The organism is Afipia felis ATCC 53690 (genome assembly GCF_000314735.2).
GTDB lineage: Bacteria > Pseudomonadota > Alphaproteobacteria > Rhizobiales > Xanthobacteraceae > Afipia > Afipia felis.
This window is the reverse complement of sequence record NZ_KB375270.1, coordinates 1412473-1436167: the sequence shown is the minus strand read 5'-3', so window position 1 is coordinate 1436167 and position 23695 is coordinate 1412473. Positions and strand designations below refer to the sequence as shown.

Annotated in this window: 19 protein-coding genes; 13 read left to right on the top strand and 6 right to left on the bottom strand. The window is 60.1% G+C overall.

From position 1 onward, the window contains the following. Nucleotides 1-50 precede the first annotated feature (50 nt). Both HMPREF9697_RS06785 and HMPREF9697_RS06780 read left to right on the top strand, forming a co-directional pair. The gene (locus HMPREF9697_RS06785) at nt 51-1676 is read left to right on the top strand and encodes a GMC family oxidoreductase (protein WP_002716437.1); all 1626 of its coding nucleotides are present in this window, start codon (nt 51-53) and stop codon (nt 1674-1676) included. 31 nt (nt 1677-1707) lie between these two features. Next, nucleotides 1708-3030 carry an MFS transporter gene (locus HMPREF9697_RS06780; protein WP_002716436.1) on the top strand — a complete coding sequence of 441 codons (1323 nt, stop codon included), beginning with the start codon at nt 1708-1710 and terminating at the stop codon, nt 3028-3030. Nucleotides 3031-3121: 91 nt separating this feature from the next. Here HMPREF9697_RS06780 and HMPREF9697_RS06775 read toward each other — a convergent pair whose 3' ends face one another. Together HMPREF9697_RS06775 and HMPREF9697_RS06770 are read right to left on the bottom strand one after the other, a co-directional pair. Next, a complete protein-coding gene (locus HMPREF9697_RS06775) occupies nt 3122-4039 on the bottom strand; it encodes a bifunctional enoyl-CoA hydratase/phosphate acetyltransferase (protein WP_002716435.1) in 918 nt (305 codons plus the stop codon). Then, nucleotides 4039-4815, bottom strand: a complete 777-nt coding sequence (locus HMPREF9697_RS06770) for an IclR family transcriptional regulator (protein WP_040307840.1) — start codon at nt 4813-4815, stop codon at nt 4039-4041. The genes HMPREF9697_RS06775 and HMPREF9697_RS06770 overlap by 1 nt, the downstream gene beginning before the upstream one ends. Nucleotides 4816-4978: 163 nt before the next feature. On the opposite strand from HMPREF9697_RS06770, the gene xsc reads away from it, so the two are divergent. Next, entirely contained in the window at nt 4979-6754 is a 1776-nt protein-coding gene (xsc, locus tag HMPREF9697_RS06765) for a sulfoacetaldehyde acetyltransferase (RefSeq protein WP_002716433.1), read from the top strand. A gap of 112 nt (nt 6755-6866) precedes the next feature. On the opposite strand, the gene HMPREF9697_RS06760 is transcribed toward xsc, so the two are convergent. Beyond that, complete coding sequence (locus tag HMPREF9697_RS06760; protein WP_002716432.1) at nt 6867-7742, bottom strand: LysR substrate-binding domain-containing protein; 876 nt, start codon at nt 7740-7742, stop codon at nt 6867-6869. Nucleotides 7743-7963: 221 nt separating this feature from the next. Between HMPREF9697_RS06760 and HMPREF9697_RS06755 the strand changes: the two genes are divergently transcribed. The 7 genes from HMPREF9697_RS06755 to sucD all read left to right on the top strand — a co-directional run bounded on the left by HMPREF9697_RS06755 (nt 7964) and on the right by sucD (nt 16009). Further along, nucleotides 7964-8869, top strand: coding sequence for a tripartite tricarboxylate transporter substrate binding protein (locus HMPREF9697_RS06755; protein WP_244597887.1), 906 nt, complete (start codon nt 7964-7966; stop codon nt 8867-8869). Between the two features lie 45 nt (nt 8870-8914). Continuing rightward, on the top strand, nt 8915-9457 hold the full coding sequence (locus tag HMPREF9697_RS06750; RefSeq protein ID WP_002716430.1) for a tripartite tricarboxylate transporter TctB family protein: 543 nt from the start codon (nt 8915-8917) through the stop codon (nt 9455-9457). Nucleotides 9458-9474: 17 nt separating this feature from the next. Next, nucleotides 9475-10992: a tripartite tricarboxylate transporter permease gene (locus tag HMPREF9697_RS06745; protein ID WP_002716429.1), complete on the top strand. Its 1518-nt coding sequence runs from the start codon at nt 9475-9477 to the stop codon at nt 10990-10992. Nucleotides 10993-11196: 204 nt separating this feature from the next. Further along, nucleotides 11197-12480, top strand: coding sequence for an MFS transporter (locus HMPREF9697_RS06740; protein WP_002716428.1), 1284 nt, complete (start codon nt 11197-11199; stop codon nt 12478-12480). A 76-nt stretch (nt 12481-12556) separates the two neighbouring features. Continuing rightward, the gene (gene sauS, locus HMPREF9697_RS06735; protein ID WP_002716427.1) at nt 12557-13984 is read left to right on the top strand and encodes an acylating sulfoacetaldehyde dehydrogenase; all 1428 of its coding nucleotides are present in this window, start codon (nt 12557-12559) and stop codon (nt 13982-13984) included. 10 nt (nt 13985-13994) lie between these two features. Next, nucleotides 13995-15122 carry an ADP-forming succinate--CoA ligase subunit beta gene (sucC, locus tag HMPREF9697_RS06730; protein WP_002716426.1) on the top strand — a complete coding sequence of 376 codons (1128 nt, stop codon included), beginning with the start codon at nt 13995-13997 and terminating at the stop codon, nt 15120-15122. Further along, nucleotides 15119-16009 (top strand): succinate--CoA ligase subunit alpha, encoded by an 891-nt coding sequence (gene sucD / locus HMPREF9697_RS06725; RefSeq protein ID WP_002716425.1) that lies wholly within the window; start codon nt 15119-15121, stop codon nt 16007-16009. Before sucC ends, sucD begins: the two co-directional genes overlap by 4 nt. Before the next feature lie 29 nt (nt 16010-16038). Here sucD and HMPREF9697_RS06720 read toward each other — a convergent pair whose 3' ends face one another. Continuing rightward, complete coding sequence (locus tag HMPREF9697_RS06720) at nt 16039-16314, bottom strand: hypothetical protein (RefSeq protein ID WP_244597885.1); 276 nt, start codon at nt 16312-16314, stop codon at nt 16039-16041. A 404-nt stretch (nt 16315-16718) separates the two neighbouring features. On the opposite strand from HMPREF9697_RS06720, the gene HMPREF9697_RS06715 reads away from it, so the two are divergent. Continuing rightward, the gene (locus HMPREF9697_RS06715; protein ID WP_002716423.1) at nt 16719-17468 is read left to right on the top strand and encodes a Crp/Fnr family transcriptional regulator; all 750 of its coding nucleotides are present in this window, start codon (nt 16719-16721) and stop codon (nt 17466-17468) included. 264 nt (nt 17469-17732) lie between these two features. Beyond that, nucleotides 17733-20150 carry a bifunctional diguanylate cyclase/phosphodiesterase gene (locus tag HMPREF9697_RS06710; protein ID WP_040307839.1) on the top strand — a complete coding sequence of 806 codons (2418 nt, stop codon included), beginning with the start codon at nt 17733-17735 and terminating at the stop codon, nt 20148-20150. On the opposite strand, the gene HMPREF9697_RS06705 is transcribed toward HMPREF9697_RS06710, so the two are convergent. Continuing rightward, on the bottom strand, nt 20147-21634 hold the full coding sequence (locus tag HMPREF9697_RS06705) for an FAD/NAD(P)-binding protein (protein WP_051053966.1): 1488 nt from the start codon (nt 21632-21634) through the stop codon (nt 20147-20149). The two genes, HMPREF9697_RS06710 and HMPREF9697_RS06705, sit on opposite strands and share 4 nt — an antisense overlap. 82 nt (nt 21635-21716) lie before the next feature. Between HMPREF9697_RS06705 and HMPREF9697_RS06700 the strand changes: the two genes are divergently transcribed. Then, the gene (locus HMPREF9697_RS06700) at nt 21717-22631 is read left to right on the top strand and encodes a LysR family transcriptional regulator (RefSeq protein WP_002716420.1); all 915 of its coding nucleotides are present in this window, start codon (nt 21717-21719) and stop codon (nt 22629-22631) included. A 49-nt stretch (nt 22632-22680) separates the two neighbouring features. On the opposite strand, the gene HMPREF9697_RS06695 is transcribed toward HMPREF9697_RS06700, so the two are convergent. Then, a complete protein-coding gene (locus tag HMPREF9697_RS06695) occupies nt 22681-23661 on the bottom strand; it encodes an aldo/keto reductase (RefSeq protein ID WP_002716419.1) in 981 nt (326 codons plus the stop codon). Between the last annotated feature and the right edge of the window lie 34 nt (nt 23662-23695).

Below are 23695 nucleotides of genomic sequence, written 5' to 3'. Positions count from 1 at the left end.
GCGAAGTTCAATCTTCAAGATAAATCGTCTCAATAAATGGAATAAACGTGATGGTGGGAACGGCCGATCAGTTTGACTACATCGTTGTGGGGGCAGGCTCGGCTGGCTGCGTGCTAGCGAACCGGTTGAGCGCCGATGGCCGTCACAAGGTGTTGCTGCTGGAGGCAGGGCCGAAGGACAACTACCTGTGGATCCACATTCCCATCGGTTACGGGAAGACGATGTTCCACAAGGCCTACAACTGGGGCTACTACACCGATCCCGAACCCAACATGAAGGATCGCCGGATTTACTGGCCGCGCGGTCGCGGTCTCGGCGGTTCGAGCTCGATCAACGGGTTGATCTTCATTCGCGGTCAGCGTGAGGATTACGATCACTGGGCACAGCTCGGTAACACCGGCTGGGACTGGAACAGCGTCCTGCCTTATTTCATGAAGTCGGAGCACAACAGCCGCGGCGCAAACGCAACGCATAGCGACAAGGGGCCGTTGTGGTCGTCCGACATCGGCGGCAAGCACGAACTGATGGAAGCCATCATTCGCGGCGCAAGTGAACTTGGAGTGCCGCGCACCGAGGATTTCAACAGCGGGAATCAGGAAGGCGTCGGCTACTATCAGCTGTTCACGCATAACGGCTTGCGGATTTCGTCAGCGGTTGCCTATCTCAAACCCGCGCGCAACCGCGCCAATCTCCGCATCGAGACGGACGCACATACGACCGGCGTCATTCTCGAAGGCCGCCGCGCGGTCGGCGTGCGATATCGTCAGAACGGTGTCGAGCGGGAAGCGCGCGCGTCGCGTGAGGTGATCCTGTCGGCAGGCGCGCTGCAATCGCCGCAGCTCCTGCAGCTTTCGGGCATCGGGCCTGCGTCGCTTCTGCAGAAGCACGGCATCAACGTGGTGCATGATTTGCCGGGCGTTGGCCAGAATCTGCAGGACCATCTGCAACTGCGCCTGATGTACAAAGTTTCGAAGCCGATCACCACGAACGACGATCTGCGGACGCTGTTCAGCCAGGCCAAGATCGGGTTGCAGTGGCTGCTGACGCGCACCGGTCCGCTCGGCATCGGCATCAACCAGGGTGGTCTGTTCACGAAGATTCTGCCCGGCTCGGCAACGCCGGACATCCAGTTTCATTTCGGCACGCTGTCAGCCGACATGGCGGGCGGCAAGCCGCATCCGTGGTCGGGCTGCACGTTCTCGGTCTGCCAGTTGCGGCCCGAGTCGCGCGGGACGGTCGAGATCAAATCGACCGACCCGATGGAACCGCCGTCGATGCGGCCGAACTATCTCGAGGCCGAAACCGATCGCATTTGCGCGGTGGAATCGATCAAGTACGCACGCCGCCTTGCGTCGACCAGTGCGCTCAAGCCTTATCTCGTCGAGGAATACAAGCCCGGCGCGGATGTGCGCAGCGACGACGAGATTCTCGATTTCGCACGTGAATACGGTGCGACGATTTTCCATCCCACTGGCACCTGCAAGATGGGATCGGATTCGATGGCCGTGACGGATGACCGGCTTCGGGTCCACGGCATCGGAGGTCTGCGCGTGGTCGATTGTTCGATCATGCCAACCCTCGTTTCCGGCAATACGCATGCACCGGCCGTGATGATCGCGGAAAAGGCATCCGATATGATTCTAGCGGACTCGAAAGAAAGTTCGATCGCAGCTTAAGGAATGATCCTGTTAACTGGGGAGAGCCAACATGGCAGATAAGGCACTTTTAAAACGCGTCGTTCTCGCATCTCTGATAGGGGCGACCGTCGAATGGTATGACTTCTTTCTCTACGGTGTCGTTGCCGGCATCGTTTTCAATCAGCTTTACTTCCCGTCCGGCGACCCGGTGATCTCAACGATGCTTGCCTACACGACGTTCGCGGTGGGCTTCGTGACCCGTCCGCTCGGCGGCGTGATCTTCGGTCACTTCGGCGACCGCATCGGCCGTAAGAGCATGCTTGTCCTCACGCTGATGATTATGGGCGTCGCGACCTTCCTGATCGGTCTGGTGCCGACCTACGCACAGATCGGCATCTGGGCGCCGATCGCCTTGCTGGTGCTGCGCGTTCTGCAGGGCATCGGCCTTGGCGGCGAGTGGGGCGGCGCGGTGCTGATGACATACGAATATGCTTCGCCGGAGAAGCGTGGTCTCTATGCGAGCTTGCCGCAGATCGGCCTGTCGATCGGCCTGTGTCTTGCGTCCGGCGTGGTGGCGTTGTTGTCCTACTCGTTGACCAACGAGCAGTTCCTCGCGTGGGGCTGGCGCGTTGCCTTCATCCTGAGCTTCGTGCTGGTGCTGGTTGGACTTTATATCCGCCTCAACATCATGGAGACTCCGGAGTTCGCCAAGATCAAGGAAAGCCGGAAGGAAGTGCAGATTCCTTTCGCCACCATGATCCAGGAATATCCGAAGGAGATCGTCGCGGGCATGGGCGCGCGTTACATCGACGGCGTGTTCTTCAACATCTTCGGTGTGTACTCGATTGCCTTCCTGACCTCGCAGCTCAAGATTCCGCGTACCGAGGCCCTGCTGGGCGTCTGCGCCGCGGCGTTGATCATGTGTGCGTTCATTCCGTACTTCGGCCATGTGTCGGATCGCGTGGGCCGCACCAAGACCTACGCCTGGGGCTCGCTGATTACCGGCCTCTCGGCTTTGCCGGCGTTCTATATCTGGATGACCCATCCGGACCAGGTCGTGTTCGTGTGGGCGGCGCTGATTGTTCCGTTCGGAATTCTCTATGCGTCGATCTACGGACCTGAAGCCGCGCTGTTCTGCGATCTGTTCGGACCGCAGGTGCGCTACACCGGCATCTCGTTCGTCTACCAGTTCTCCGGAATCTTCGCGAGCGGCCTTACGCCGATCATCGCGACCTATCTGGTGCAACGCTACGCGGGGAATGCGGGCTGGGCGATAGCCTGGTACTGCGTGTTTGCAGGTACGATCAGCGCGCTATCAGCGATATGGATTTCCCGCCTGGCGCGGAAGCGCATCGAGGCGGGTGGCACCGCTCCGGCGGCGCTGGTCGCGTAAGCGATACGACGCTACAAACTCGAACGGCCCGGTCTCTGACCGGGCCGTTTTGTTTTGAGGATCGTCGAGATTTACGGGAAGGGAATGGCTGTTACGCGAGGCTCAGCCGCGCAAGCGCACAGGATGCAATGCGTGCACGGCGTGAATCGGCGCGGCTCGTCAGGATCACCGGCACCTTCGCGCCGAGTACGACGCCCGCACATTCGCCGCCGCCCATATAGATGAACGACTTGTAGAGAATGTTGCCGACATCGAGGTTCGGCACCATCAGGAGATCGGGATCGCCCGCAACTGCGGACGCGATCTTCTTGGTCTTGGCGGACTGCGCCGAAATTGCGTTGTCGAACGCCAGCGGACCGTCGACGATGGCGCCCGCGATCTGGCCGCGGTCGGCCATTTTGGTCAGCGCGGCGGCATCCATGGTGGATGGCAGATCCGGATTGACGGTTTCGACCGACGACAGAATCGCGACCTTCGGTGCCTCGAAGCCGATGCGGTGTGCGAAATCGACCGCGTTGGCGAGGATGTCGACCTTTTCCTTCAGGCCCGGCTGAATGTTGACCACGGCGTCGGTGATCATCAGTGGCTTGTGGTAGGCGGGAAGATCGAACCAGAACACATGGCTCATACGCCGCGAGGTACGCAGGTTCGCCTCGCGCGAGACCACTGCACCGAGAAGCTCATCAGTGTGCTGCGAGCCCTTCATCAGCGACTTCGCTTCGCCCGCGCTGACGAGTGCCACCGCAGCGCGCGAGGACAGAATCGGATCGTCGTCGGCATCGACGATGCGCACGTTATCGAGGCTGGCCTTCAACTCTGCCGCGCAAGCCTCGATCCGGCGTCGCGGGCCGACGAGAATCGGGTCGATGATGCCTTCTTCGTAAGCCGACAAGGCGGCGCCAAGTGCATCGGTCGAGCAGGGGTAGGCGACGGCGACGCTCAGGCGGCCCTTGCCGCGCGCGGCCTGTTCGAGAGCATCGAGTTTCGGGTGAGATGAAGGGGATGGCATCAGGTGGCTCCGACGTCGGCGCTGATAGTTGCGCTCATGGCCTTGGCGGCATTTTGCAGCAGTGGAATTTTCTTGATCATTTCGGCTTGCGACATCCGCGTCACCGGAGCCTGGATCGCCAGCGCCGCGGCGCAGACGCGATTGCGGCCCTTCTGGTGAATGATCGGCACGGCGAGGCAGACGAGACCCGCGAGAAATTCTTCGCGGTCGAGTGCGTAACCATCGCGACGGATTTCTGACAACTCGTTCAGCAGAGCGGACTTTTCCGTGACGGTGTTGTCCGTCATGCGTTCGAAATTCATTTCGGAAATAACGAGATCGCGCTTGGCCGGTTGCATCAGCGCGAGAAACAGTTTGCCGCTCGCGGAGCAGTAAGCGGGGACTTTCGAGCCCTGCTGGAACGTGATGCGCAGCGGCCATTTGGACTCGACGCGGTCGAGATAAGTGACCTGCGTGCCGTCGAGCACCGTGAGATTGCAGGATTCACCGACCTCCTGCACCACGCGCCGCAGAATTTCGTGCCGGAGCGTGCCGCCGGGGCGGTTCGAAAGAATGGAGAATGCAAGCTGAGTCGCCCGCATGGCGAGTTCATAGCGCCGCCCGTCGGGCGTGCGCTGAATAAGGCCCGCCTGTTCGAGCGAGCCAAGCCAGCGATGCATCGTGGGCTTCGGCACGCCGACGGTCACCGCCAGTTCGGCGAGACTCGCAGGATGTTGCAATCCGGCGATGGCCTCCAGCAGGGCCAATGGCTTCAGGGCACCAAAAAGCTCGTTCATACCCATGCTATACACCGTTATTCCGATAAATGAAACATCTTAAAATTGAAATTGAGATATTCGTTGCGTCTCGTCAAGCTGCATGGCACATACGGCTGGAAATCCTGAGGTCCGGTCAGGACCAGCACTCCCCGCAGACACTGTAAAAAGAGAGGGTTCGCCTATGAAAATGACAACGGAAGAAGCCTTTGTGAAAGTGCTTCAGATGCATGGCATCGAGCATGCTTTCGGCATCATCGGTTCGGCGTTCATGCCGATTTCGGATCTGTTCCCGAAGGCCGGCATCACCTTCTGGGACGTCGCCCATGAAACCAACGGCGGCCTGATCTGCGACGGCTACACCCGTTCCACCGGCAAGATGGCGATGGCGATCGCCCAGAACGGCCCGGGCATCACCGGCTTCGTGACCCCGATCAAGACCGCGTACTGGAATCATACGCCGATGCTGCTGGTGACGCCGCAGGCGGCGAACAAGACCATCGGGCAGGGCGGCTTCCAGGAAGTCGAGCAGATGGCGATGTTCCGCGACATGGTCTGCTATCAGGAAGAAGTGCGCGATCCTTCCCGCGTCGCCGAAACGCTGAACCGCGTTATCATGAAGGCGAAGCGTCTCTCCGCGCCGGCCCAGCTCAACATCCCGCGCGACTTCTGGACGCAGGTGATCGACATCAACCTTCCTGCGATCGTCGATTTCGAGCGCCCGGCGGGCGGCGAACACGCGATTGCGGAAGCCGCGAAGCTCCTGTCGAACGCCAAATTCCCCGTCATCCTGTCCGGCGCGGGCGTGGTGATCGGCGGTGCGATTCCTGATTGCGTCGCGTTGGCTGAAAAGCTCGATGCGCCGGTGTGCAACAACTACCAGCACAACGACTCCTTCCCCGGCGGTCACCGCCTCTCCGTCGGTCCGCTCGGCTACAACGGCTCGAAGGCCGCGATGGAGCTCGTTGCGAAGGCTGACGTCGTGCTTGCGCTCGGCACCCGTCTCAACCCGTTCTCGACGCTGCCGGGCTACGGCATCGACTACTGGCCGAAGGATGCCAAGATCATCCAGGTCGACATCAACCCCGACCGTATCGGCCTCACCAAGCCCGTGGCCGTCGGCATCTGTGGCGACGCCAAGCAGGTCGCGCAGGGCATCCTCGCGAAGCTGACCTCGACCGCCGGCAATGCCGGTCGCGAGGAGCGCAAGGCGCTCATCCACACCACCAAGTCGAAGTGGCTGCAGACTCTGTCCAGCATGGATCACGAGGACGATGATCCGGGCACCAGCTGGAACAAGGATGCGCGCGTTCGTGACAAGGAACTGATGTCGCCGCGTCAGGCTTGGCGTGCGATTCAGGCCGGTCTGCCGCGTGATGCCATCATCTCCAGCGACATCGGCAACAACTGCGCCATCGGCAATGCCTATCCGACGTTTGACGAAGGCCGGAAGTATCTGGCGCCGGGCCTGTTCGGTCCGTGTGGCTATGGCTTCCCGGCAATCATCGGCGCCAAGATCGGCAACCCCGACACGCCGTGCGTCGGTTTCGCGGGCGACGGTGCGTTCGGTATTTCGATGAACGAAATGAGCTCGGTCGGTCGTGAAGAATGGCCCGGCATCACCATGGTGATCTTCCGCAACTATCAGTGGGGCGCGGAGAAGCGCAACACGACGCTGTGGTACGACAACAACTTCGTCGGCACCGAACTCGACCGGCACCTGAGCTACGCCAAGGTCGCGACCGCATGCGGGCTGAAGGGTGTTCAGGTCAAAACTCAGGAAGAGCTGACCAACGCATTGCGTCAGTCCTGCGAAGACCAGAAGAAGGGCATCACCACCTTCATCGAAGTGCTGCTCAATCAGGAGCTGGGCGAGCCGTTCCGCCGCGATGCGATGAAAAAGCCTGTCAAGGTTGCGGGCATCAACCGCGAGGACATGCGTCCGCAGCAGGTTTCGTAACCGTCATCGCATCGAGCCGGATGATTTGATCCGGCCTGAAACAAGAAACCCGGCCTTCGTGGCCGGGTTTTTTTGTGGACGGAGATGCGTGGTGATGCCGCACTTCGCGTTGCTATCCTTCTCCGGAGGGCGCGACATTGCCGAGTTCGCGCGCGATGTAGCGGGCCAATTGCTCGGCCGCTTCCGAAATGCCTTGCTCCTTGCGATGCAGCACCATCTCGATGGACGGCAGCTCCGGCAATCCATCGCCCTTGTTCAGAACGCGGATGTTCGGCGTGATGGTACAGCGTGGAAACGCCGAGACCGCGATTCCGGACAGGACTGCGGCCTGCAACCCGGCGAAACTGTCGCAGATCGAGCGAAGCGTCCACGGGAGTTCAGCGGTGTTGAGCGCGTCGATCGCGATCTGCCGATAGACGCTGCCCTGCGGCAGGAGCGCGAGTGGCAACGGACGGCGTAATTCCTGCGTTCCGTTCAGGCTGGCCGCCCACACCACGGGTTCATGACGAATCAGTTCGCCGCGCCGGAAGCCCGGTTGGTTGGTCATCAGGGCGATGTCGATTTCCTCGCGCTCCAGCGCAGCGCTCAGATAGACGCTGCGGGTGCAACGCAAATGGATTTCCACATTTGGATGCGACCGAGAAAAGTTGTCGAGAACTTCCGGCAGCAGGTAGGCGGCATATAAATCCGGCGTGCCGAGTGTGACGTGACCGGCGATTCCCGGCGTCGAGAATCGTCCGCGCGCTTCGTCATTGAGGCGCAACATCGAGCGCGCAAATTCAAGAAGCACCTCTCCATCAGGGGTTAGGACGAGTTGCCGCCGGTTTTCTCCGAACAGCGTCCGACCAACGACTCCTTCGAGGCGTTTGATCTGATGCGTGATCGCAGGTTGCGTGCGGCCAACTTTTTTTCCTGCCGAAGTCAAGCCGCCCGTATCGACGATGGCGACAAACGTTCGCAGTAGCGAAATGTCGAGGTCTTGATTCACTGATAAATTCCGCGAATGATGCTCATGCAGCTAATCAATTTTGTCACGAGTGCTGCATCGTGCACCATACGAAAAAGTGATTTTATGTGAAGTGGGCAACCAAGCCCACCGATAAAGTCTACAAAAACCGTCGCTGGGAGGTGACCATGGAGGCGATACGACAGCCAGCCCGTTGGGCTGGGAAGGCTCTTGCTGTTTTGTCTGCGGCTTTTCTTTGCAGCATGCCACTGAGTGGCCCCGCTGCAGCCGCGGGCTATCCTGAACGTCCGATAGAATTGATCGTTCCGTGGGGCCCCGGTGGCGGCGCGGACCAGCTTGCACGTCTCGTCAGCAAGCTGATGGAGCCCATCATCGGGCAAAGCATTCCGGTTGTGAACGTGCCCGGTGGCACCGGTGCGACCGGCATGGCCAAGTTGATGGCGTCGCCCGCCGATGGCTATTCAATGGCGGTCTATATCGCCGACAGCCACGCGCTTCTCGCCGGCAAGTCGCCGCGCTGGACCATGAATGACATCACGCCGGTGGCGGTGATGATCAAGGGGCCGTCCTTCATCTTCGTGAAGGAAGACAGCAAGTACAAGACCTGGGCCGATTTCGAGAAGGACGCCAAGGCCAATCCCGGCAAGCTGAAGGTCGCGACGCTTGGCTTCGGCAGCGTTGACGACTTCTCTCTGAGCGTCGTTGAAAAGAGCGGCGGCGTGAAGGTCGTGCAGGTGCCGTTCGCGAAGCCGAGCGAGCGCTATGTCTCGATCCTCGGCGGCCATGCGGATGCTCTCTACGAGCAGGCCGGTGACGTCGCTCAGTTCCTGAGCAGCAAGCAGATGCGTCCGATTCTCCTGTTCGGAGAAAAGCGCCTCGATGCGTTTAAGGACGTGCCGTCGTCTTACGAGCTTGGCTACAAGATCGCGCTGCCTCAGTTCCGCTCGATCGTCGTGCGTGCGGGAACGCCGCCGGACGTCGTCAAGAAGCTGTCCGACGCGCTCGCCAAGGTTGCTGAAATGCCCGAGTACAAGAAGTTTCTCGTGGAACAGTTCGGTGAACCGACAAGCTTCGAGCCTTCGACGAAAGCTGATGCCTTCGTCAAGGAACAGCTCGAAGACATGAAGAAAGCGACAGCGGCGAACTAATCGCCTGCTGAAAATCATCACGCAACAAGACAGGTCGGCGACGTTATGGGAAACACCGCACTCCGTCAGACTATTCCGTATGTCGCCGGCCTGATTGTATCCGGCATTCTGTATCACTACGCCCAGCAGATCGAATATACCCCGCGTCAGGGCGACCTCGGTCCGGATTTCTGGCCGAAGGCGACGATCGCCGTGATGGCGCTGATCTGCCTGATCGAGATCGGACGTCGGTTGCTGGGCATGAATCAGGAAACGCACGGCATCGCCGAGACTTTCGAGAAAGAGGATGAGGATGCGGAGGTTGAGGCCCCCAAGTACCCTCATTTGCTCATCGGCGGTATCGTCCTCGTTCTGGTCTACGCAGCCGTAGTCACGACGGTGGGATTCCTGCTTTCGACTTTCATCTTCCTCATCGCGTTCATGTATCTCGGCGGTTATCGCAACCATCTTGCGATCTGGCTGACCGGCACGGGCATCACGGTCGGAGCAGCGCTGCTGTTCATGCGCGTGGCCTACGTTTCGCTGCCACGCGGCGCGCCACCATTCGATGCCTTCACTGATTTCATTCGTCACATCATCGGCGCCTGAGGCGAGGGGACATAATTATGGGTGAGATTCTCCTTCAGCTGGGGAACGGCTTCCTCAACTGCTTCACGTTGAGCCACATGTTCATGCTCTTCGTGGGCATCGTGATCGGTCTGCTGGTCGGCGTGCTGCCAGGTTTGACCTTGGTGATGGGCGTCGCGCTTACGCTGCCCTTCACCTACCACATGGATGTGACCGCCTCGATCGTGCTGCTGACAGCCATGTATGTGTCGGGCACATATGGCGGCGCTTTCACGGCGATCCTGTTCAAGATACCGGGGGAGCCCATCGACGTTCCGATGCTGTGGGACGGGTATACGATGGGCCGCAAGGGCAAAGCTGCGAAAGCGCTCGGCTGGACTCTGGTGGCGGCGCTTGGCGGCGGTTTGCTCTCGGCCATTATCATGGTGCTCATGACGCAGCCGCTTGCACATTTCGCTCTGCGTTTTTCGACGCCGGAATATTTCGCGGTCTTGGTGTTCGGTCTCTCCAGCGTCGTCGCGCTCGGCAGCGGTTCGCTTGCCAATGCTCTCATCAGCCTCTGTGTCGGCATTTTGATCTCGTCGGTCGGCACCGATGAAACCTACGGAGCCTCGCGCTTCACCTTCGACTCGCCGATCCTCGCCGATGGTATTGAGTTTCTCGTCGTGATGGTTGGCGCCTATGGCATTGGCGAGGTGTTGTCGCGACTCGAGACCGGGTTCTCGACAAAGCCTGTCGAGAAGATCGGCAACGCCCGGACCGAACTGCCGACCTGGAAGGAAATGAGTGCGCTGAAGTGGATGTTCGCGCGGGCGAGCATCCTCGGCAATATCATTGGTCTCATTCCCGGAGCGGGCGCGACCATCGCATCCTTCGTGAGCTATGGCATGGAGTCCCAGTTCGGCAAGCGCCGCAAGGAAATGGGTACCGGCATCGCGGAGGGCATCGTCGCGCCGCAAGCGGCGGCAACGGCGTCCGTCGGTGGTGCGCTCGTGCCGCTTCTTGCGCTCGGCATTCCCGGCTCAGGTGCGACCGCGATCATTCTCGGTGCCTTCATGCTGCACGGCATTCAGCCGGGCCCGCAGGTCATGATGACGTCGGCGCCGATCGTCTACACGGTATTCGCCTCGGTGTTCGTTGGCCTCGCGCTGATGTGTGTCGTCGGCTATTTCGCGATCCGGCCGCTGGTGAAGATTCTCGATCTGCCTGAAGCGGTGGTGTCGGCTTACGTGATGACGCTCTGCTTTGTCGGTGCGCTGTCGATCCGCAACAGCGTCACCGACCTGTGGCTGATGATCGGGTTCGGCGTCATCGGCTATCTGTTCGAGCGCTTCAAGTTTCCGATCGCCCCGTTGGTTCTCGGCGTGATCCTCGGGCCTTTGACGGAAGCCGCGTTCATGAATTCCATGATCAGCTTCAGCAATGACTGGACGGTATTCTTCACCCGTCCGATTTCGGGAACCGTGATGGCCTGCACCGCCGTTATTCTGGCGCTGCCGTTCCTGCAGCGGACCTGGGCGAAGCGGAAGACGCCGGTTCCCGCGGAGGCGAGCTAATTATCGCCATTCGATAGTATAAAGAGGCCGGCGCGGGCACCATGCGCCGGCCTTCGTTGATAAATCTCGCGAATGGATGCGATGCAGATTATCAATTTCCTTATGGGAATTGCTCTCCTGTAGCATGGTCAGAATAAAGGCTGCGTCATTTTGAAGCTGGGCACTGAACCTGGCGGACAGCAGCGAAATATTGGGAGGTCTCCAATGGCCATGCGCAATAAAGCGAGCCGCTTGGTTCTGCTTACTACTTGCTTCATGTATCTCATCTTCTACGTCGACCGCGTGAACATCTCGACCGCGGCGCCGTTCATGCAGAAGGACCTCGGATTGACGGCGACCCAGCTCGGGATCGCGTTCTCCGCCTTCGCATATCCTTACGCTTTCTTTCAAATCGCAGGCGGTTGGCTCGGCGACCGGTTAGGGCCGCGTGTGACGCTCGCGTTATGCGGCGTTCTCGTCGGTCTTTCGACGATCTGGACCGGCTTTGTCGGCGGTCTTGCCGCGTTGTTCCTGTCGCGCCTTGCGCTGGGTATCGGCGAGGGACCTGCATTCCCGACCGCCACGCGCGCGCTCGCAAATTGGATGCGGCCTGATCAGCGCGCCTTCGCACAGGGCATCACCCATGCTTTCTCTCGTGCCGGAAACGCGCTGACGCCGCCGCTGATTGCGATGATCGTCGTGTCGTTCTCCTGGCGTGATTCATTTTTCTTCCTCGGCGCAGCCGCGCTGATCTGGTCGGCGGTGTGGTTCATCTATTTCCGCGATGATCCGCGTACGCATTCGCAGATCACACCGGATGAATTGGCGGGTCTTCCACCTGCGACGGTCGTCGCCACGCGCAAATCCGTGCCGTGGGGGCCGCTGCTCAAGCGCATGATGCCGGTGACGGCAACGGACTTCTGCTACGGCTGGATTCTCTGGCTGTATCTGAACTGGCTGCCGTCCTTCTTCCTTCACGAGTTCAATCTGAACATCAAGAAGTCGGCGCTGTTCGCCGCGGGCGTTTTCCTGGCCGGTGTGGTCGGCGACACAGTCGGCGGCATTCTTAGCGACCGGATCCTGAGGAAGACTGGTGATGTCGGGAAGGCGCGCATCAGCGTTATCGTTCTCGGCTTCCTCGGATCGTTCTGCTTCATGCTGCCGATCCTGTTCTTCCACGATCTCAACATCGTGGCGACCTGCCTCAGCTTCGCATTCTTCTTCGCGGAACTGATCGTTGCTCCGATCTGGGCGATTCCGATGGATATCGCACCGGAGTTCTCCGGCAGCGCGAGCGGCTTCATGAACTTTGGTTTCGGCATGGCCGGCATTATATCCCCGGTGGTGTTCGGATACGCGATCGACCTGACGGGGCGCTGGGACGTGCCGTTCATCGGCTCGCTCGCATTCCTGCTGATCGGCGCCATGCTGGCGTTCACCTGCAAGCCCGGCGAACGCTTCGTCGATGTCCGCAATAGTCCTTCGGTGCCGCGTCCCACGCCGGCCTGATACTCAAACGGCCATGCCTCGCCGGTTTGTCCGGCGAGGCATGGCGCCCCAACAATTCTGATGAATGGAGCAAATCATGAGTGTTGTCGTTGAAATGCAAAACCGGAATTCGGACGCGCAGCAGATCGCTGCCGAGTTGATGCGCAAGGCGCGTGCGGCGCAGGAGATTTTTGCGGAAGCCGATCAGGCGCGCACCGATGAAGCTGTTCGTGCCATCGCATGGTCGCTTTACAAGCCGGAGCACGCCAAGGAGCTGGCCGAGCTGGCCGTGAAGGACACGGGCCTCGGCAATGTCCCGGACAAGATCATGAAGAAGCAGCGCAAGACCTTCGGCACGCTGCGCGACATGCTGCGCGCCAAGACGGTCGGTGAGATCGAGCGTGACGTGAAGCGGGGCATCGTGAAGTTCGCCAAGCCCATCGGCGTGGTCGGCGCGATCACGCCCTCGACGAACCCCGGCGCCACGCCGGTCAACAAGGCGCTGATGGCGATCAAGGGACGCAATGCCATCATCATCGCGCCGTCGCCGCTTGGTTTGCACACGACCGAAATGGTTGTGAACTACATGCGCGATGCGCTGGATCAGATCGGCCTGCCTAAGGATCTCGTGCAGATCCTGCCGTCGCCGATCACCAAGGAAACGACCCAGGCGCTGATGGAGGCGGTCGATCTCGTCGTCATCACCGGCTCGCAGGATAACGTGCGCCGCGGCTATTCGAGCGGAACGCCGGCGATCGGCGTCGGCGCGGGCAACGTGCCGGTCATCATCGACGAAACGGCCGATTTCGATTCCGCCGCGCAGAAGATCTGCGCATCCAAGACGTTCGACAATTCGACCTCGTGTTCTTCAGAGAACTCGGTGGTGATCGTCGACGCCTGCTACGACAAGGCGATTGCCGCGCTGAAGAAGGCAGGCGCCTTCTTGGTCGATCCGGCTTCCAAGGCCAAGGTTGTCGGTGAGCTGTGGAAGAACGGCAAGCTCAACCGTCACCTGATCGCGCGCGACATGTCGATTCTGGCGGAAGCCTTCGGCCTTCCGGACGAGGCGGCGAAGTCCAAGTTCCTCCTCGTTGAGGAAACCGGCATCGGCCGCGACTATCCGCTCTCGGGCGAGAAACTGTCGCTGGTGCTGACCGTCTATCGCGCCAAGGATTTCGAGGCGGCCAAGAACACCGTTCACAAGATCCTCAACCATCAGGGCAAAGGCCACTCGATGGGCCTGCACACCACCAAGCTGGAGCGCGCGCGCGAGCTCGCGGAAGAGCTTCCGGTGGTGCGCGTGCTCGTCAACTTCGCCCACACTTTCGGCAATGGCGGCGGTTTCGACAGCGGCCTGGAGTTCACGCTGACCATGGGCTGCGGCTCCTGGCAGAAGAACAGCATCTCGGAAAACCTGAACTACAAGCACTTCATCAACGTCACGCACCTTGTCACGCCGATTCCGGAGGACAAGCCGAGCGAGGAAGAGCTGTTCGGGCCGCATTGGGCACGTTACGGCAAGTAAGGGGTAGGACATGAATCTCGAGGAGTATGCAGCGAAGCATCACGTACTCGTGCCGGCCGGCGTTCCGACGCCGGAAGGCCGGGTTTGCAAGACGCCGGAGGAGGCTTCGGCGGCGGTCACGGCCATCGGTCCATCCGTCATCAAGGCGCAGGTGCCGACCGGCAAGCGCGGCAAGTCGGGCGGCATCAAGATCGCCAAGACCGCCGATGAAGCCGCCAGCGCAGCGCGCGACATTCTGTCGATGAGCATCGGCGGGCATCGCGTCTCGCAGGTGCTGGTTGAGCAGCTATGTCCGATCGAGCGCGAGCTTTACGCCGCCGTTCTGATCGACGTGGCAAGCCGTGCGCCGCTGGTGCTGTTTTCGACCGAAGGCGGCATGGACATCGAGGAGGTGGCCGAGAAACATCCGGACGCCATCCGCAAGCACGTCGTGGACATTCACAAAGGCTTCGGCACTGCCGATGCTGCGGCTATGCTCAAGGGCCTGCCGCTTGGTTCGGCCGCGGGTGCGGTCGGCGAGGTGTTGGCGAAACTCTACGCGATCTTCCAGGACAAGGATGCGGAACTTGTCGAGATCAATCCGCTGGCCGTTCTCAAGGACGGACGCGTGGTGGCACTCGACTGCAAGTTCGTGCTCGACGATTCGTCAGCGATGCGTCAGCCCGATCTCGCCAAGGTTGCAGCACCTGCGAAGATGACGGCACTGGAAGAACGGGGCGCCGAGAATGGCCTCAAGTTCATCCAGCTCGACGGCAATGTCGGTGTGTTGGCGAACGGCGCGGGCCTCACCATGACCACCATGGACGTCATCGATCACTTTGGCGGCAAGCCCGCCAACTTCCTGGAGATCGGCGGCGAAGCCTACACCAAGGCGGAAGTCGCGCTCGATCTGGTGCTGTCCAACCCTGGTGTCAAAAGCCTCGTCATCAATTTCTGCGGCGCGTTCGCGCGCACGGACGTGATGGCGGATGGTGTCGTCAAGGCCTGGGAGACGCTGAAGCCGAAGGTGCCGGTGTTCTTCTCGATTCACGGCACCGGCGAGGACGAAGCAGTCAAGCTCGTGCGTGAGCGGCTTGGCATTGAACCCTATGACTTCATGGAAGATGCCGTGAAAGCGGCGGTCGAGGCAGCGCAATGATTTATCGTCGCGGACAAAAAGTTCTGGTTCAGGGTATGACCGGAAAGCAGGGTGCTTTCTGGTCGGAGCGGATGCGGGAGATGGGCACGGATGTCGCCGCCGGCGTCAATCCGAAGCGGGCAGGCGAGACGTTTCTTGGCGTGCCGATCTATGGATCGGCAGTCGAGGCGACCAAGCAGACGCCTTGCGATGTCTCCGTGATCTTCATTCCGCCGTCGATGGCAAAGGACGCCATCATCGACGCGATCGATGCGGGCATCGAGACCATCGTCACACTCACCGAGCACATCCCGGCCCACGACGTTCTGGAAATCTTCGCACGTCAACGCGTGTCGAAGAGCCGGATCATCGGACCCAACACGGCCGGCATCGTCACGCCGGGCGAGGGCTTCGTCGGCATCATGCCTGGTCATAACCCCAACATCTTCAAGCCGGGCCGCGTTGGTGTGATTTCACGCAGCGGCAGCCTCGGCACGTTGATGTGCCTGAACCTGACCCGTGCCGATCTCGGCCAGTCGGCGTTCATCGGCATCGGTGGCGATCCGATCATCGGCACCACCACGCGCGATGCGTTGATGGAGCTGGATCGCGATGCCAAGACCGACGCTGTTGTGCTGGTCGGCGAGATCGGCGGCGCGATGGAAGAAGAAGCGGCCGAATACGCCCGCACCATGAAAAAGCCGATCGTCTCCTTCATCGCGGGGCGCTCGTCGCCGCCCGACAAGAAGATGGGTCATGCGGGCGCGATCGTCACCGGCGGACGCGGCGGTTACGCCTCCAAGCGCGCGGCGCTTGAAAAGGCGGGCATTCAGGTCGCGGATACGCCGGCCGAAGTCGTCGCCATCCTTAAGCAGACGAAGGTTGCTAAAATGTCGGCGGCGGGCTGAGAAGCACGCCTCCTATTAATCAATGCAGCTCAAGAAAGCGGCGCGGACGTTGTCTCTCTGGCAGCGTGACGCGCCGCTTTCGGTGAGACGAAGCGAATACCGTGGCGCTGCGCCATGCTGCGCACGCCGGAAACGGTACGGTTGAGAGCGGCAGCCGTCCGATAATGCGAGGCGCCGGCGTCAGCATAATCTTTGAGTTTCTTCAGGTCGTGCTCCGACCATGTCTTTGAACTCTGTCGAATCATGCAGTGGTTTCCTTGTGGGGTGTGTAACGATTCGTACGCAATCTTGGATTCGTACGGCATCGTAAAAAACCACCAACGATTGTCCTTAACTTGAGTTGCATGAACCGCGAGAATAACGCGCGAAGTTTTTCGCGCGCCTTGGAACGATTTGGTCCGATGTATTTCGAAGTCGCCTGACCCACCGACGAACTTGCCGCCGATTGCCTCGCGACGGTGGCGGCTTGGTGTTTTTAAGGTGGCAAGCCCCTCGGTTCGGGCATGGCTTCCTTTCTCCGAGGCCGCAGCTTTTCAGGGAACTGGCGTCACTGCGGTCAAAAAGCTGCGAGAAAATAAGGGCAAACCCCCATTTTCGAGAACAACCTGCGTAACCATTAACATGGGTTATGGAACCAAGCCGGGAGGAACTGGCATGCCGGGGAACCGTTGGCCTCGGTGGCCAATTCGGTCTCACAGCAGAGGCAGGCATGGAAGCCGGACGACCCTACACGAGATTGTTGCGCCGGCTGGACAGCGTGGTGAGTTTGACGGAGAGCGACAGGCGCGGAATTGCCAAGCTGCCAATGACTGTGAAGAATTTTGCCAATGGGCAGGATCTCATCCGGGAAGGCGATATCAGCACGCAGTGCATCCTCGTCCTCGACGGTTACCTGTTTCGGCACAAGCTCGCCAATGGCTCTCAGCGACAGATCATGTCGTTCCATGTACCGGGTGATATTCCCGACTTGCAGACGCTGCACTTGCCGAAGCTCGATCATACGGTGACCGCGCTGGGTGCTGCTGTTGTTGCCTTCATTCCGCACGCGGCGTTCAAGGAATTGCTTCAGGCCTCGCCGCAACTGACGCATGTGTTCTGGCGTGAATCGCTCGTCGACGCGGCGATCTTTCGTGAGTGGGTTATCACTCTTGGGCAGCGCGATGCCATCTGCCGCGTCGCTCACTTGATCTGCGAATTGGTCATGCGCTTGCGGGCGGTCGGTCTCGCAAAGGACATGGCGTTCACGATTCCCTGGACGCAGTCCGATGTTGCCGATGCCTCGGGCATCTCGACGGTGCATGCCAACCGCGTGATTCAGGAATTGCGGCGACTCGAATTGCTGGAATGGGATTCCCGCCTCATCCAGATTCGTGACTGGGACGGCCTTGCCAAGCTTGGCGATTTCTCTCCCGACTATCTGCATTTTCGTTCGACCGAGTTTGCAAACGTTCCGGGCTAAGCAAGCCTCTCCGACACGTGGGCAAGCATTCATTGTGCCGGGGGCATAGGGCCGCTCTATGAGCACATTGTCACGGCGAACTTCATCCCAGAAGAAATTCACCGGAAATTCCGGGAAGGCGTCAGAAATAAGCGCTACCGGGCCTCATTTTCTGCCGTTGTTTACAGCGCATTTACCAACAACCGCATTGGAATAACACGTTAAGCAGCAACATACCGCTGGTTGATAGGTTTTTCGTTCCTAGGAACGACCGCAACCGTTGAAATGCTGAGAATTATTACCTGTCTGGATTCCCAACATGACTGGAGGCTGCTTCTTCTGGCGGCGGGCGTTTGTCTGCTGACCAGTCTTGCTGCCCTCAACATGTATCAGCGTGCGAATGCCGACGACAAGGATTCGTCGCGCCTGTTCTGGGCGCTTACGGCCGGTCTCGTGAGCGGATGCGGTGTTTGGGCCACTCACTTCATCGGAATGCTGGCCTATACGCCCGGGATCCCGGTTTCATTCGATTTCCCGATGACGGTTGCTTCGCTTGGCATCGCAATCATCATGATGGGTACTGGATTCGTCACGGCGACCTATGGCGACCGCATCTGGGCGCCGTTGATTGGTGGCGTGATCTTCGGTGTCGCAACGTCGTTGATGCATTACGTCGGAATAGCATCGTTGCGGATGCCGGCTGATATCGTGTGGATGCCGGACCTGCTGACTCTCTCGATCATATGCGGCATGGGTTTCGGTGCGCTTTCCTTCTTCATCGCACGCCGCGGCGAGACGTTGTGGCATGGCGGGATGGCTGCAGTTCTGTTGGTGGTGGCGATCTTATCCGACCATCTGATTGCCATCAGCGCGATAGGGCTGATCCCGGATTCTTCGGCGACGTCAGAGAGCGTCGGGCTTTCGCCTTTTGCTCTTTCGGGGGGCGTGGCTTCGGTAATGGCCGCTTTCGTCGTCGCCTGCCTGATCAGCGCGATCTCCGATCGCCGCAGTCGTCGCGACATCAATGAGCGCAATATGCAGCTCAACGCGGCGATCGACAACATGATGCAGGGCCTGTGCATGTTCGGACCCGACAATTGCCTGCAGTTGTGGAACGGAAAATACCTCGCGATGTACAAGCTCGCGCCGGAAGACATTCGCGTCGGCATGACGGTCGACGAAATGTTGGCGGCAAGGAAGAAGGCAGGAACGATCGTCAAGGATCTGGACGCCTATTCCTCGCGGCTTTGGAATTCGGTGGAGAATCGCGAATTCACCCGATGGGTTCTTGAACTGGTAGACGGTCGCACCATCAGCGTCTCGTATCAGGCGATGGAGAACGGCGGCTGGGTCGGAACGCATGAGGACATCACCGAGCAGCGCAAGAGCGAGGCGCAGATCCAGTATCTGGCGCAACACGATTCCCTGACCGGATTGTTCAATCGGGCAGCCTTCAACGAGCATGTCCACAAGGTCTGGGAAGAGGCCGTGCGGGAGCGGCGCTCCTTCACCGTGCTCAGCCTCGACATCGATCGCTTCGGCGAGATCAACGACACTTATGGCCACAGCACCGGCGACTTGTTTTTGGATGAGGTTGCACGACGTCTGCAGGCCGCATGTGGCAGCGCGTTCATCGCCCGGCTGGGTGGCGACGAATTTATGATCGTTTCGTCCGAGGGCGAGCAACCGGCCCGTGCCGGCGATATCTGCACTCGCGTCTTGACGGCGTTCGAGATGACGTTCCAGATCGACGGTCACGCGATCCACAGCGGCTGTACCGTCGGTGTTTCCATTTTCCCGCAGGACGGAGCGGATGTGGAAACGCTCATCAGCAATGCTGACGTTGCGCTGTACCGTGCCAAGAAGGAGGAGCGGGGGTCCGTTCGCTTCTTCGAGCCGGAGATGGACAAGCAGCTTCGCGAAAAGCGCGCGCTGCTGCATGACCTCGGCGTTGCCATTGAGAACGGGCAGTTCGAACTGCACTACCAGCCTCAGGGCGGTCCGGACGGAAATCCATTCGGCTTCGAGGCATTGGTGCGCTGGCGCCACCCGGTCAATGGCTTGGTCGCTCCCGGCACCTTCATTCCGCTAGCGGAAGAGACTGGTTTGATCGTTGCCATCGATGCGTGGATTTTGCGTGAAGCTTGCCGCGAGGCGGCAAGCTGGCCCAACGCGCTGCAGGTTGCGATCAATGTCTCGCCGATGAGCTTCCAGCAGAACGATCTGCCGGGCCTCATTCACGGGATACTGCTGGAAACAGGCCTGAATCCCAAGCGGCTCGAGATCGAAATTACCGAAGGGGTGCTGATGCAGGATTTCTCACGCGCCTGCTCGATCCTGCGCCGGATCAAGAATCTCGGCGTCCGCATCGCGATGGACGATTTTGGCACCGGCTACTCGTCACTGTCGTATCTGCAGTCTTTCCCGTTCGACAAGATCAAGATCGACCAGACCTTCGTCGCGCAGATTCACAAGAACGTACAGTCGTCGGCCATCATTCGCGCGATCATCAGTCTCGGTGAGGCGCTCAATCTTGCCGTTATCGCGGAAGGCGTGGAAACGGCAGCGCAGCGCGACTTCCTGGCAGATGCTGGATGCGTGGAAATGCAGGGCTATCTGCTCGGCCGGCCGCAGCCGATCGATGCTTACGGTTATCTGATCGGCCGGCCATCAGCGGTGCCGGATAAGGCTCGCGTCGGCTAGTGCACGTCTTCCCATGTGGTATGCGCGCAACTTTTCGCAGCCTGTAATGAGGCCGCGATGCGTTCCGCGATCTTCTCCGCGTAGCTCGAAAGATCGGATATGCCCATCAGTTCGCCGAACGTACCGCGCGCAAGCGGCCCGGCGACATACAGGTTCGGGTTAGGCTCGTTCTGACCGTCGATGGCGCAGCCAAGCCGGTCGACTTTGATGCCGAGGCCAAGTGGATCCGCCCGCAGCAGTCCGTCTTCATTCATGGATGATAGCAGCGGATCGGCTGCGATGGCATGAGCGGGGCCAGTCGCCAGTATCACTGCGTCGAACGTCGCGGGTTTCCATTCCGTGTCATGGCGCGCGCGCAAATCCACGGTGATCGCATGCTGCGTGGTGGAGTTCGCCCGCACGGGAGCGACCCTGATATCGAGCGTGCCATAGTTCGCTTTCACGGATGCCGCTCGGATATCGAGCATGCCATATGCGATGAGTTTTTCGATCGTCTCGTGAATCTGCGGCGCGATGCGAAAGCGATGGATGTCCCAATAAGGGCGAAGGTGGCGCAAAAGCTGACGACGGCCCGAGGCCGAGAGATTTTGCCAGATCGACTGACCCTGTTCGTGGACACGGTTGAGCACGATCTGCCAGGGCAATCCTTCCCGCGCGGCATCCGTCACGGCCTTGCGGATGCGGCGCGACAACGCAGCCGGTTGCCTGACGGGAGGCGTCGTGAAGTCGCCCTCGAAGACCGACGGGTTGCCGGTGTGCCGTTGCGGACGAAGTCCGCGCCGGGAGACGGCGACGATCTCGCCGCGATGACCGGCGCGCTCCAGCGAAGCCACGATATCGGCCATCGTCAACCCGGTGCCGACGATGAGAATACGGTCATCTGGTGAAAGCGAGGCCAGTACGCCTTCGCGCCACGCGTCCGGAAAGAAGCGGGGATGGGAGCGCAACGACCGGAGCGAGCCGGGCACTGCGGGTGGCGCGTGACAAATCGCGAGCACCAGGGTGGCGGCCTCGACGGTTTCGCCATTGTCGCAGGCGATGCGGAAGCCGCTTTTTTTGGTGGCGACGGCGCTTACAGCCTTGGCCTGCAAATGCGTGATCGCGGGTGACAGATTGCGCACCTGCTCGTCGATATAGCGGCCGAAAGCCTCGCGGGTCGGGAACAGCCGGCCATCAGGCATGGCGGCCTTTGGATCGGTCGCGAGATAATTGGTGTCGATCAGCCAGCGGTGAAAATGTTCCGCATCTTCCGCGTCGAGGATCATCCGTGTCGCGGGTACGTTGATCCGATGCGCGGAATCCGTCGTGCCATAGGCCAGCCCGCGGCCGAGATCGGCCTGCGGCTCGATCACGACAATGTCGGCGGTAACTCTCTTTTTGCGGAGGTGCCAGGCCAGCGCCGCGCCGGAAAAGCCGCCGCCGATGATGGCGATCGGAGCCCGTATGGCATTGAATTCATTGGCAACGTTAGACCGGCTGCGCATTCCGTAGATCCAGTTCATTGACCGAAATTGGGTGGGAAAATATAATTTTCAAAATCCTCATTCACAATTGAAGTGAAATTCAATGCCCCGTCAGAAACAGGGAAGTCTCCCGACGCTGAAGCAACTGGACTTGCTGCTGGCGCTCGAGAAAGCGGACGGAATCTCAAGCGCCGGCCGCGTTCTGGGCATGACGGCATCGGCGACAAGCCATGCGCTTCGTGCGCTCGAATCCAATCTCGGTGTTCAGCTCATCGATCGCAACGCGCCCGGCGTGGAACTGACCTTTGCCGGCAAGCAGATCATTCCCCATGTCCGAGATGTGTTCAGTGCATTGAATCTGGTGCAGTCGGTCGCCCGAAGCGGGGCGAAGCTCGAAACCGGCATCCTGCGGCTGGGGTCGTTCGGCCTCACTGCGTCGCTTAAATTACTGCCGCCGATATTGGATACGTTCCGCAGGCGCTATCCGGGCATCGAAGTTCAGGTCATCGAACGCACCGACCTTGAAATCGAGCAGGCTTTGCTCGATCGCAAGATCGAGATCGGCATCGTCACGCTGCCGAATGACAGGCTCGACACCCAGATATTGACGGCAGACGAACTGGTTGCCGTATTGCCGACCGATCATGTTCTCGCCGCCGATGAAACGGTGAGCTTGCGCGACCTGATCCGTTATCCGTTTATTCTAACTTATGCGGGCTCGGGCGGGTTGGTGTCGCGGACTTTCGCGAAAGCCGGGTTGCAGTCGAAAGTCACTCACGAACTCTCGCAATTGACCTCTATTTTTGAGTTTGTCGCGAGAGGGCAGGGTGTTTCGCTTGTCGCATCGCTTTCGATACCGAACACGTACGAGGGAGTTGTATTCCGCCGCCTCAGGCCAGCTGTGACCCGTCGTATAGGGCTGGCTTGTCTGAACGACACCCGGCTATCTCCCGCCGCCGCAGCCTTATGGAAACAGGTTCAGCTAAAGCCGCTCAGGCAATCCAAGCTTCAGCGCTGATGGATTCCTGAGAGGCTTGCCGGTCGGCGACTTGGTGTGCGGGCAGGCGTTAGTCGTAGCCCGCGATGCGGTGGGGCACGTAAGGCGCTTCCAGCGCCTTGATCTCTTCATCGGTCAGTTTCAGCGACAGCGCGGCGACCGCATCGGTCAGGTGCTGCGGCTTCGAGGCGCCGATGATCGGAGCGGTGACACCGCGCTTCTGCGCGACCCATGCGAGTGCGACCTGCGCCCGCGGCACGCCGCGTGTTTTCGCGATCCGCGCGACTTCCTCGACAATCTTTCTGTCGGCATCGACGGCCTGCGTGTAAAGAGTGCTGCCGAACGCATCGGTCTTGGAACGCTCGCTGATGTCGTCCCAGTCGCGGGTCAGACGGCCGCGCGCCAGCGGGCTCCATGGCACGACGGCGATGCCCTGATCGATGCACAGTGGCAGCATTTCGCGCTCTTCCTCGCGGTGCAGGAGGTTGAGGTGATCCTGCATGCTGACGAACTCACTCCAGCCATGCAGGCGCGAGGTGTAGATCGCCTTCGTAAACTGCCAGGCATGCATCGATGATGCGCCGATATAGCGAACCTTGCCCATGCGAACGAGATCGTTCAGCGCTTCCAGCGTCTCCTCGATCGGCGTGTCGTAGTCCCAGCGGTGGATCTGGTAGAGATCGACATAATCCGTGCCGAGACGGCGCAGACTGTTGTCGATCTCGGTGAAGACGGCTTTGCGGGAGAGGCCTGCGCCGTTCGGCTCGTCCCGCATTCGCAGGCACAGCTTGGTGGCGATCACGACTTCGTCACGGCGCGCAAAGTCCTTCACTGCGCGTCCAACGATTTCTTCCGACGTGCCATCGGAATAGCTGTTTGCGGTATCGAGCACGTTGATGCCGAGTTCGAGCGCTTGCTTGATGAGCGGACGGCTCGCGTCTTCCGGCATGGTCCATGGATGTTTGCCGCGATCCGGCGTGCCGTAGGTCATGCAGCCGAGCCACAGGCGCGACACTTTCAGACCGGTTTTGCCGAACTTGACGTATTCCATGGAGAGCCTCGCGTATCGTCGTTTCGAAATATGA

Excerpts from the sequence above, each read along its gene's own strand:
- xsc (WP_002716433.1), top strand. The coding sequence starts at position 4,979 with ATGAAAATGACAACGGAAGAAGCCTTTGTGAAAGTGCTTCAGATGCAT.
- HMPREF9697_RS06770 (WP_040307840.1), bottom strand. The coding sequence starts at position 4,815 with ATGAACGAGCTTTTTGGTGCCCTGAAGCCATTGGCCCTGCTGGAGGCC.
- sucD (WP_002716425.1), top strand. The coding sequence starts at position 15,119 with ATGATTTATCGTCGCGGACAAAAAGTTCTGGTTCAGGGTATGACCGGA.
- HMPREF9697_RS06745 (WP_002716429.1), top strand. The coding sequence starts at position 9,475 with ATGGGTGAGATTCTCCTTCAGCTGGGGAACGGCTTCCTCAACTGCTTC.
- HMPREF9697_RS06750 (WP_002716430.1), top strand. The coding sequence starts at position 8,915 with ATGGGAAACACCGCACTCCGTCAGACTATTCCGTATGTCGCCGGCCTG.
- HMPREF9697_RS06780 (WP_002716436.1), top strand. The coding sequence starts at position 1,708 with ATGGCAGATAAGGCACTTTTAAAACGCGTCGTTCTCGCATCTCTGATA.
- HMPREF9697_RS06700 (WP_002716420.1), top strand. The coding sequence starts at position 21,717 with ATGCCCCGTCAGAAACAGGGAAGTCTCCCGACGCTGAAGCAACTGGAC.
- sauS (WP_002716427.1), top strand. The coding sequence starts at position 12,557 with ATGAGTGTTGTCGTTGAAATGCAAAACCGGAATTCGGACGCGCAGCAG.
- HMPREF9697_RS06705 (WP_051053966.1), bottom strand. The coding sequence starts at position 21,634 with ATGCGCAGCCGGTCTAACGTTGCCAATGAATTCAATGCCATACGGGCT.
- HMPREF9697_RS06755 (WP_244597887.1), top strand. The coding sequence starts at position 7,964 with ATGCCACTGAGTGGCCCCGCTGCAGCCGCGGGCTATCCTGAACGTCCG.
- HMPREF9697_RS06785 (WP_002716437.1), top strand. The coding sequence starts at position 51 with ATGGTGGGAACGGCCGATCAGTTTGACTACATCGTTGTGGGGGCAGGC.
- HMPREF9697_RS06710 (WP_040307839.1), top strand. The coding sequence starts at position 17,733 with ATGCTGAGAATTATTACCTGTCTGGATTCCCAACATGACTGGAGGCTG.
- HMPREF9697_RS06740 (WP_002716428.1), top strand. The coding sequence starts at position 11,197 with ATGGCCATGCGCAATAAAGCGAGCCGCTTGGTTCTGCTTACTACTTGC.
- HMPREF9697_RS06775 (WP_002716435.1), bottom strand. The coding sequence starts at position 4,039 with ATGCCATCCCCTTCATCTCACCCGAAACTCGATGCTCTCGAACAGGCC.
- HMPREF9697_RS06715 (WP_002716423.1), top strand. The coding sequence starts at position 16,719 with ATGGAAGCCGGACGACCCTACACGAGATTGTTGCGCCGGCTGGACAGC.
- sucC (WP_002716426.1), top strand. The coding sequence starts at position 13,995 with ATGAATCTCGAGGAGTATGCAGCGAAGCATCACGTACTCGTGCCGGCC.
- HMPREF9697_RS06720 (WP_244597885.1), bottom strand. The coding sequence starts at position 16,314 with ATGCCGTACGAATCCAAGATTGCGTACGAATCGTTACACACCCCACAA.
- HMPREF9697_RS06695 (WP_002716419.1), bottom strand. The coding sequence starts at position 23,661 with ATGGAATACGTCAAGTTCGGCAAAACCGGTCTGAAAGTGTCGCGCCTG.